The sequence below is a fragment of the Kitasatospora sp. NPDC059747 genome, from assembly GCF_042732955.1.
Taxonomy (GTDB): Bacteria; Actinomycetota; Actinomycetes; order Streptomycetales; family Streptomycetaceae; genus Kitasatospora.
The window spans coordinates 1-9,518 of record NZ_JBHWGV010000201.1 but is presented as its reverse complement, the minus strand read 5'-3'; the positions used below and the strand labels follow the sequence as shown (position 1 = coordinate 9,518).

The following is a 9,518-nucleotide window of genomic DNA, read 5'->3' as shown; positions in this document are numbered from 1 at the left end:
GGCCCGGACGGTTCCCCGTCCGGGCCCGCGGCCTCGTCGTTCCGTGCTCCTACCGGGCCGTCAGACCGCCCGGTTGCGGCGCTGGGCGAGCTCGTCCCCGGGGTCGTGCCCCAGCAGCGTCTCGCCGGTGTCCGTCCGCTCGGCGTGCAGCCGCCCGACGGTCAGCTCCAGCTCCTGCCAGACCGCCCCCACCGCGATGCCGAACACGCCCTGACCGCCCTTCAGCAGGTCGACGACCTGCTGGGGCGTGGTGCACTCGTAGACCGTCGCGCCGTCGCACATGAGCGTCAGCCCGGCCAGGTCGCCCTGCTCGGCGGCCTGCAGATGGGCGACGGCCACCCGGATGTTCTGCAGCGAGACGCCCGCGTCGAGCAGCCGCTTGACGATCTTGAGGAGCAGGACGTCGCGGAAGCTGTAGAGCCGCTGACTCGTCGCCGGGTACGCCGAACGGACGCTGGGCTCCAGCAGCCCCGTCCGGGCCCAGTAGTCCAGCTGGCGGTAGGTGATGCCGGCCGCCGCGCAGGCCGTCGGGCCGCGGTAGCCGATGAGTTCGGAGGTCGGCGCCAGCCGCTCGATGGCCGGCTGGCCGGGCTGCACGGCCGGGAACCGGCCCACCCTGGGCAGGTCCGTCACGGTGCGAGCGGTGCGCGGCACGTGCACGGCGCACAGGCCTCCCACGGCCGCGTCATCGCCGGTGCTGCTCATGCCTACCTCCGTCCACTCGTGTTGCGGGCAACCCAGACTGCGGGCGTCGGTCACCCGGGCAGCCACTCCTGACGGTAGGCAGTCCCCTATGACCCGTCAACGATCGCCACGCCGAGCCGGACAAACCGCGTCACTCAGGAGAGTGGTTTTTCGTGCCCCTAGTGTGGGTAGGTGGACGGTTTTTGGCAAAACGACAGCACGGCCCGTACGCCGGCCGGTCCGCGCTACTGCGGACCACTGCCCCCGAAGTCCTCGGGCGACACCTGATCGAGGAACTCGCGGAACTTCTCGACCTCGTCCTCCTGCTCGTCCGGGATCGCGATGCCCGCCTCCGCGAGCACCTCCTCGCTCCCGAAGATCGGCGTGCCGGTCCGCAGCGCGAGCGCTATCGCGTCGGACGGCCGGGCGCTCACCTCGACCCCGCCGGCGAAGACCAGCTCCGCGTAGAAGACGCCCTCGCGCAGATCGGTGATCCGGACCTCGGTGAGCTGCTGGCCGAGCGCCTCCAGGACGTCCTTGAAGAGGTCGTGCGTCAACGGGCGCACCGGGGTCATCCCCTGCTGCGCGAAGGCGATCGCGGTCGCCTCGCCGGGGCCGATCCAGATCGGCAGGTACCGGTCGCCCCCGACCTCCCGCAGCAGCACGATCGGCTGGTTGGAAGGCATCTCCACCCGGACACCCACGACGTCGAGCTCATTCACACAGGCAACCCTATGGCTCTGGCCCCGGATATGAAAGCGCAGACCCGACGCCGCTGGTCAGCGGGGTGGGGCCGTCACGGACGGGTCCGCAGACCGGCCTGGACCATCGCCGCGTGCAGCCGCACCGCCAGCGTCGCGAGCTCCCGCGCGGTGGCCTCCGCATGGGCCCTGGTCTGCGGGTTGCGGTGCCGGCGCAGCGGCGCCACCACCTGCTCGACGAGGGCGACCTCCCGGTCGGCGGCGGCCTTCATCGCCCGCAGGTGCCGCGGTTCGAGCCCGTACCGGCCGAGCTCCGCGACCAGCCGGGCCACCTGCAGCGCGTCGCCGTCGTACCCGCCGTCCGGCCCGGAGGCGACCAGCCCGTAGGACTCCCACTCGACCAGGTCGCCGTCGCCCGCCCCGGCGGCGGCCAGCAGTTCGGCCCTCCCCAGCCGGACCCCGGACGAGGCCTCGGCGGCGGCGACCAGTTCCCGGTCCGCCTCCTCCATCGGCCCGGGCCGGGCGTCGGCGGGCGGCAGCGCGGGCGGCGCCTCCCCCCGCTCCATCGCGTCCAGGTGCTCGCGGATCACCCGCAGCGGCAGGTAGTGGTCGCGCTGCATCCGCAGCACGTAGGCCAGCCGCTCGACGTCGGCCGGGCTGAACTTGCGGTACCCCGAGGGCGTGCGCTGCGGCTCGACCAGGCCCTCCGCCTCCAGGAACCTGATCTTGGAGATGGTGACCTCGGGGAACTCGTCGCGCAGGTGGGCCAGCACCGCGCCGATGCTCAGCAGCTCGTCGCCGCGGCGCCGCGCGCCCGCACGCTCCGGCCGGAGCGGCTGCCTGGGGCCCGCGACCACCCCGCGCCCGTCCCGGTCCGTCTGCGGACCGGAGGGCGCGGGCGTGACCGCCCCGAGAGATGAATCGGAGGTATTCGTACTCACTCGGGCTCCTGCCGACGTTGGGTTCAGTACCCCCGGTTGTGACCGGCGAAGAAGACCAGCCGGTACTTCCCGATCTGCACCTCGTCGCCGTTGTTCAGCGGCACCTCGTCGATCCGCTCCCGGTTGACGTAGGTGCCGTTGAGGCTGCCCACGTCCGCGACGCTGAAGCCGGCCGGCGTGCGGCGGAACTCCACGTGCCGCCGCGAGACCGTCACGTCGTCCAGGAAGATGTCGCCCTGCGGGTGGCGGCCCGCGGTGGTGACGTCGGAGTCCAGCAGGAACCGGCTGCCCGAGTTCGGGCCGCGCTGCACGATCAGCAGCGCCGAGCCCGGCGGCAGCGCGTCGATCGCCGCCAGCACCTCGGCCGACAGGGCCGGCGTGGTGCCGGTGCCGGTCGTGGTGTTCGGGTCGTAGGACTCCAGGCCGGAGATCGAGATGGTCGACGTGGTCTCCGCCGGCCCCTCGGGCAGCGCGCCACCGCGCAGCGCCGTGCCGCAGTTGGAACAGAACCGGGCCGCGGCCGGGTTCTGGTTGCCGCACCGCGGGCACGGAGTGGGGCCAGCCATGTTCACAGCCTCCTGGCGCGGCACACCCGACGGGTTGTGCCCGGCGTACGGGTCCGGGGCAAACCCTCCACCAGAGGTTGAGGGTCCTGACGCGAAACCTATGCGCGGGTCGCCGGAGGGGTCAACCGACGCGCCGTAGCCCGCCGGATTCCCCGCGTACTGGGCGCCGCCGTCGCGGTACAGCTGCCGCTCCGCGTACTCCGCCGCCTCGGGGGCGGGACGCATGCCGGGCACGGCCGGCTCGTCGTCGGACCGGCGGTGACGCGCGGTCGGCGCCTCGACGGCCGCGTCGCGGCCCTTGTTACGACCGAACAACTTAGAGAAGAAACTCACGGGCGAATCCCCTTGCGTGTGACAGACCCGCCCGCGGGGCAGGGTGAGAACCTCGGACAGGCTGCGGGCCCGGTCGCGGATCGAGCCGGCTGGAGTGGTACTCCGACGGTTGGTGCGGCGGTTCTTGCTCCGTTGCGTGCTGGTATGAACCAGTCTCGCCCACGCCACGACGGCGCCCCGCACCGGGTGCCGCCCGCACGTGACGGGCCGTTCGCCAGGCGCCCCGTCACTTCGAAGCCGGCTTGGCGTACTGCGGCGTCCTCAAGTCGACGATCGCGTCGACGACGACCTTCTGCGGAGTGGTGATCGTCGCCCGTGCCTGGTGGCTCTCCAGCGTGCGGACGACACCTCCCGGGATGTTCAGCGCGGGCGTCAGGTCCTGCGGGTTCCCCACGACCGTGAAGCGGTACGGCTGCGAGACCTTCTTGCCGTCGATCTGCACACCGCCGCCCGTCACGTCCGTGAAGTTGGTGTTGACCACCACGCGAACATCGTTGATCTGAATCGCCTCCGCCCCCGCCGCCCGGAGTTCCTGCAGGGTGTCCAGCAGCATATCTGCCTTCACCTGCCCTTGGGGATCATCGACAGTGAGTACGATGCCCGGACCTGTGGCTTTGACGGTGCCGGCGAGCACGCCGAGCTCCGTCTCCTTCTTCCTGGTCTGCTCCTGGGCCTCCTTGGCCTGGTTGGAGCTGTTCTCCAACTTGCCCAAGGACTGTTCAAGCTCCGCCTTCTCCTGCTGGAGACGCTGCTGACGGCTGTCCAGTTCGTCGAGGATCCGAACCAGGTCCTCCTGACGGGCGCCGCGCAGCTGGTTGTGGTGGTCGTTCGTCGAGCGCACCTGGATCGCCAGCGCCAGGCCGAGCGAGAAGAGCAGCAGCGCCACCACGAGCTGCCCGCGGGACAGCCGCGGCGGCCACATCGCGGCCTTCAGGCGCCGCCGCCCGGCGCTCCGGTCGGTCGCCTCGGCAACGGGCCCGGCCGCTGCCGGCTCGGACTCCGGCTCCGGCTCCGGCTCCAGCTCGGCCGCGGACTCGACCGAAGCCTTCGCGGCCGCTTCCGCGACGGGCTCGGGAGCCCGCTCCGGTTCCTGCTTCGCCTCGGGCTCCGATGCCTCCTCGACAGGCGCCTCCTCGACAGGCGCCGCCTCACGCTCGACCTCGGACGGCTCGGCGACGGCCGCCCCGGCCTCCTGCGCGACCGGCTCCTGCGCAACGGCCTTCTCCTCGGCCGGCTTCTTCTCGGCCGGCTTCACGTCGGCCGCCTTCTTCTCGGCGGCCGCCGCGACACCAGCGACGCGCTCCTCGTTCTCTTCCGCCGCCGGGCCGCGGCCCGGCTCAGGCACGGAAGACATGACGCCGGATCGCCGCCGCGTTGGAGAAGATGCGGATGCCGAGGACGACGACCACACCCGTGGACAGCTGCGAGCCGACACCCAGCTGGTCGCCGAGGAAGACGATCAGCGCCGCGACGACCACGTTCGACAGGAACGACACGATGAACACCTTGTCGTCGAAGATCCCGTCCAGCATCGCCCGCACACCGCCGAACACCGCGTCGAGCGCCGCCACCACCGCGATCGGCAGGTACGGCACGACGGCGTCCGGCACCTCGGGCTGGACGAAGAGCCCGACGACCACCCCGATCACGAGACCCAGTACGGCAATCACGGTCTAGCTGCTCCTGTCGCTGTCGTGGTCTTCGTGGTCCCGCCCGTCGGGCGCCGTTTCGAGCTCGGATTCGCACCGGCGGCGGACGGTGAAACGGACGCGCTCGGGCTCTCGGAGGTTCCGCCCGTGGCCGACGGAGTCGGGCTCGGGCTCGGCGCGGCCGACGGCGTCGCCGTCGGCGAGGGTTCGGGGGTCACCGGCTGCGCCGTCCGCAGCGTCACGCCCACCGCCGCCGGCAGCGTCATGCTCTTCTGCGTCGAGAGCGTCGACTTGATCCCGTACTTCTCCTGGAGCAGCCGCAGGTACTCCCCGGCCATGTCCTTCTCGAAGGCGCCGAGGAGCTTCGGCCCGTCCCCGATCGCCTGAATGGTGTACGGCGGCACCAGCGGCCGGTTGTCCACCAGCACGGCCTCGCCCGCGGCCCGGATCGCCGACAGCGCCGTCAGCCGCTGCCCGTTGATCGAGACGGCCTCCGCGCCGTTCCCCCAGAGCCCGTTCACGACGAGCTGGAGGTCGCGGTCCCGCAGCCGGCCGCTGTTGGAGAAGCCCTGCCCGGCCCGCGGGTCCACATTGCCCCCGCTGCCCGTCCCGGCGGCGTCCTCCAGCACGAGCTTCATGCCCGGCCCGGTGACCTCGCCCAGCCCCACGAGGCCGGTCAGCGAGTCCGCGCCGTCGTCGCCCGCGGGGAGCGCCTGGCGCTGCGCGCTGTCCACCTTCTGCCGGAGGTCCTGGACCTGCTGCTGGAGGTGGTCGGCGGCGGTGTTGCTGTCGTTGACCCGGTGGATCAGCGCGTCCCGCTCCTTGGCGAGCGTCGGCTCCGCCTCGTGCGCGTTCACCGCGCCGATCGTCAGCACCGTCCCCACCAGCGCCAGCCCCGCGCCCAGCGTGACCAGCCCCCGGAGCGTCACGGGTATCCGGCTGTCGCGGTCACCGCCCCGCGCCGCGGCCGCTTCCGCGTAGCCCTCGTCGAGGCTGTGGTCCATCACGCTGGTCAGCAGGGACATCGAGGCGTCCGGACGGTTGTACCGCCCGTTGCTGGCACTCGGCGTCGCTGGCATGCGGACCATCGTCCCATGTCGGCGAAGGCCCTCGTGCACAGCCCCTGACCTGCGCACACGACATAGAAGAGCGGACCACCCCAAACGTCGCGAAACGGACAGCGGGGGCGTGCGAACCATCCGCACGCCCCCGCTGTGGCATCGCCTAACGCCCGGCGCCGTCGACCACCGCCGCCCACTCGTCGAGCAGCGCCTCGGTGGCCTCGTCGTTCGGGCCCTCCGCCCACAGGTGGGTGACGGCCTCCGCCGGGTCCGGCAGCACCAGCGTCCAGCGCCCGTCCGCCTCGACCACGCGCACGCCGTCCGTCGTGTCCAGCCGCCGGCTGCCCGCGGCCTCGACGACCGAGCGCATCACCATGCCCTTGGCCGCCCACGGGGTCGCGATGTCCCGCCGCCGGATGTGCGCCTGCGGGATCCGCGCGTCGATCTGGCTCAGGGTGAGCTGCGTGCGCGCCACCAGCCCGACCAGCCGGACGAACGCCGCGGCACCGTCCAGCACGCCGCTGAACTCCGGCACGACGAACCCGCCGCGCCCGTCCCCGCCGAACACCGTGCCCTCGGCCGACGCCGCCTTCGCGAGGTCGTCCGGCGTCGTCGTGGTCCAGATGACCTGGGTGCCGTGGTACGCGGCCACCTGCTCCGCGATCCGGGTCGTCGTCACCGGCAGCGCCACCTGCCCGCTGCGCCGCTCGGCGGCGACCAGGTCCAGCAGCACCAGCAGCGCCCGGTCGTCGTCGATCACGCGCCCCAGCTCGTCGACGAACGCGACGCGCTCGCCGACCGGGTCGAAGCGGACCCCGAACGCCGCCCGGGACGACGCCACCAGCTCGCCGAGCCTGGCCAGCCCGGCCCGCCGCGTCTCCGCGTCCTCCGTCGGCCGCGCCTCGTCGAGCCCGCCGGAGACGGTGAGGGCCTCGACCCCGAGCCGGCCGAGGATGCTCGGCAGGACGAGCCCCGCACTGCCGTGCGCGGTGTCCACGACCACCTTCAGCCCGGCCTCGCGGACCCCCGTCGTGTCGACGGCCCGCAGCAGGTTGCCCGCGTAGGAGTCGAAGACACTGGACGGGAAGGTCAGGTCCCCGATCTCACCGGGGAACGCCCGCCGGAACTCCTGGCGCGCGTAGACGCGGTCCAGCTTGCGCTGTCCGGCCTGGGAGAGGTCGGCCCCGCGCTCGTCGAAGAAGAGAATGTCCAGCGAGTCCGGCACCCCGGGCGTGGTCCGCAGGAAGATCCCGCCCGCGCTCCCGCGCGCCGTGTGCTGCCGGGCGACCGGCATGGGCACGTTCTCCAGGTCGCGGACGTCGATCGCGGACGTCTGGAGCGCCGAGATCATCGCCCGTTTGAGCGCACGCGCACCACGCGAGTGGTCACGCGCAATGGTGACGGTGGCCCCCTTCTTCAGGGTCGTGGCGTAGGCGCCGGCCAGCCGGACGGCGAGCTCCGGGGTGATCTCGACGTTGAGGATCCCCGACACGCCGCGCACGCCGAACAGGTGCTCCTGCCCGCGGGACTCCCAGATGACCGAGGTGTTGACGACGGCGCCGGCCTCGATCGTCTTGAACGGATAGACCCGGACGTTGGCCCCGATGATCGACTCCTCGCCGATCAGGCACTCGTCCCCGATCACCGAGCCGTCCTCGATCCGCGCGGCCCGCATCACGTCCGTGTTCTTGCCGACCACACAGCCGCGGAGGTTGCTCTGCGGCCCGATGTAGACGTTGTCGTGGACGACGGCGCGGTGCAGGAAGGCGCCCCGTTTCACGACCACGTTGCTGCCGAGCACGGTGTGCTCGCGGATCTCGACGCCGGCCTCGACCTTGGCGTAGTCCCCGATGTAGAGCGGCCCGCGCAGCACCGCCTCCGGGTCCACCTCGGCACCCTCGGCCACCCACACGCCCGGCGAGATCTCGAACCCGTCGATCTCGACATCGACCTTGCCCTCCAGGACGTCCGCCTGGGCCTTGCCGTAGCTCTCGTGCGTGCCCACGTCCTCCCAGTAGCCCTCGGCGACGTATCCGTAGACCCGCTTGCCCTCCTTCAGCAGCTGCGGGAACACGTCGCTCGACCAGTCCACGGACTCCCCCGCGGCGACGTAGTCGAAGACCTCTGGCTCCATCACGTAGATACCGGTGTTCACCGTGTCCGAGAAGACCTGCCCCCAGGTGGGCTTCTCCAGGAAGCGCTCGACCCGTCCGTCGTCGTCGGTGATCGTGATACCGAACTCCAGCGGATTGGGCACCCTGGTGAGACAGACGGTGACCAGAGCGTCCTTGCTCCGGTGAAAGTCGATCAATTCGGAGAGGTTGAAGTCGGTCAGCGCGTCACCGGAGATCACCAGAAAGGAGTCGTCCTTCAACGCGTCCTCGGCGTTCTTCACACTCCCCGCAGTGCCGAGTGGCGTCTCCTCGTGGGCATAGGTGAGGTGCATGCCCAGTTCCTCACCGTCACCGAAGTAGTTCTTGACCAGTGACGCCAGGAACTGCACGGTGACGACGGTGTCGGAGAGGCCGTGCCGCTTCAGCAGCCGAAGCACGTGCTCCATGATCGGCCTATTGGCCACCGGAAGCAGCGGTTTCGGCATGCTGGAGGTCATCGGGCGGAGTCGGGTGCCTTCGCCCCCTGCCATTACAACGGCTTTCATTACGGGTGCGTCCTCCTTCGCGGTGCTGGACCTGCAGGCCCATCAAACCGTTCCAGAGGGTCATCTACCCGGAAGGCATCGTCCGACGCACCGGGGCGCCGTGGCACTTCTCTCAGATCACGTCTCAGACTGTGGACGCGGAGCCCTTCGCGCTCGCCCGCACGATCTGCCGCGCCTGAACGGCGTAAAGAATACCGGCCCACCAGTACAGCGCCGTCCCCCACCAGATGAAGGCCCAGCTCACCACCTCGGCCGGCCGCGCGATCCAGCTGTCGCCGTTACCGAGGAGGAGGAGCGGAAACGCGTACATCAGATTGAAGGTCGCGGCCTTCCCCAGGAAACTCACCTGGAGCGGCCCGTATCCGTGCCGGTTGAGAATGGGCAGGAGCGCGGCGATAAAGACCTCACGGGCCAGCAGGATGCCCGTCACCCACAGCGGCAGAATCCCACGCCACGTCAAACCGACCAGGGTGGACAGCACATAGAGCCGGTCCGCCAGCGGATCGAGCAACTGCCCCACCCGGCTGACCTGCCCCCACCGCCGGGCGAGCTTTCCGTCCAGGTAATCACTGACCCCGCTCAGCGCCAGGATGAGCAGCGCCCAGAGGTCGTTGTTCGGCCCGCCGAACTTCGGCCAGAGAATGAGCCAGAGGAAGAGCGGAACACCCACCAGCCGGCCCATGCTCAGCAAGTTGGGGATGGTGAGGACGCGATCGGTCTGGACCCGCGTCTCCTGGACCTCCACCCGGGGGCCTCCTGTACCGTGCGATGACAATGCACAATGACCTTACAACAGAGAAGCCCCCGACCGGTTACCGGCGGGGGCTTCTCTTGAATGATTGTTCGGCGGCGTCCTACTCTCCCACAGGGTCCCCCCTGCAGTACCATCGGCGCTGTGAGGCTTAGCTTCCGGGTTCGGAATGT

9 protein-coding genes and 1 rRNA gene are annotated in these 9,518 nt (G+C 70.9%); all 10 read right to left on the bottom strand.

All coding sequences use genetic code 11. The features are described from left to right. Window positions 1–60 precede the first annotated feature (60 nt). Window positions 61–705: a MerR family transcriptional regulator gene (locus tag ACFV4G_RS41870; RefSeq protein ID WP_380448596.1), complete on the bottom strand. Its 645-nt coding sequence runs from the start codon at window positions 703–705 to the stop codon at window positions 61–63. 224 nt (window positions 706–929) lie between these two features. After that, window positions 930–1,406, bottom strand: coding sequence for a bifunctional nuclease family protein (locus ACFV4G_RS41865; RefSeq protein ID WP_329924794.1), 477 nt, complete (start codon window positions 1,404–1,406; stop codon window positions 930–932). Window positions 1,407–1,480: 74 nt separating this feature from the next. Further along, window positions 1,481–2,173, bottom strand: a complete 693-nt coding sequence (locus ACFV4G_RS41860; RefSeq protein WP_380448598.1) for a MerR family transcriptional regulator — start codon at window positions 2,171–2,173, stop codon at window positions 1,481–1,483. 176 nt (window positions 2,174–2,349) lie between these two features. Then, window positions 2,350–2,892 carry an FHA domain-containing protein gene (locus ACFV4G_RS41855; RefSeq protein ID WP_380448594.1) on the bottom strand — a complete coding sequence of 181 codons (543 nt, stop codon included), beginning with the start codon at window positions 2,890–2,892 and terminating at the stop codon, window positions 2,350–2,352. Window positions 2,893–3,451: 559 nt separating this feature from the next. Beyond that, window positions 3,452–4,570, bottom strand: a complete 1,119-nt coding sequence (locus ACFV4G_RS41850) for a DUF881 domain-containing protein (RefSeq protein WP_380448592.1) — start codon at window positions 4,568–4,570, stop codon at window positions 3,452–3,454. After that, window positions 4,563–4,895, bottom strand: coding sequence for a small basic family protein (locus tag ACFV4G_RS41845; protein WP_266273207.1), 333 nt, complete (start codon window positions 4,893–4,895; stop codon window positions 4,563–4,565). The genes ACFV4G_RS41850 and ACFV4G_RS41845 overlap by 8 nt, the downstream gene beginning before the upstream one ends. Next, window positions 4,892–5,953 carry a DUF881 domain-containing protein gene (locus tag ACFV4G_RS41840; RefSeq protein WP_380448590.1) on the bottom strand — a complete coding sequence of 354 codons (1,062 nt, stop codon included), beginning with the start codon at window positions 5,951–5,953 and terminating at the stop codon, window positions 4,892–4,894. Before ACFV4G_RS41840 ends, ACFV4G_RS41845 begins: the two co-directional genes overlap by 4 nt. A 145-nt stretch (window positions 5,954–6,098) precedes the next feature. Continuing rightward, the gene (locus ACFV4G_RS41835) at window positions 6,099–8,594 is read right to left on the bottom strand and encodes a sugar phosphate nucleotidyltransferase (RefSeq protein WP_380448588.1); all 2,496 of its coding nucleotides are present in this window, start codon (window positions 8,592–8,594) and stop codon (window positions 6,099–6,101) included. A 124-nt stretch (window positions 8,595–8,718) separates the two neighbouring features. After that, a complete protein-coding gene (locus ACFV4G_RS41830) occupies window positions 8,719–9,339 on the bottom strand; it encodes a CDP-alcohol phosphatidyltransferase family protein (RefSeq protein WP_380448586.1) in 621 nt (206 codons plus the stop codon). 96 nt (window positions 9,340–9,435) lie between these two features. Then, window positions 9,436–9,518, bottom strand: a 5S ribosomal RNA gene (gene rrf / locus ACFV4G_RS41825); the annotation flags it as partial.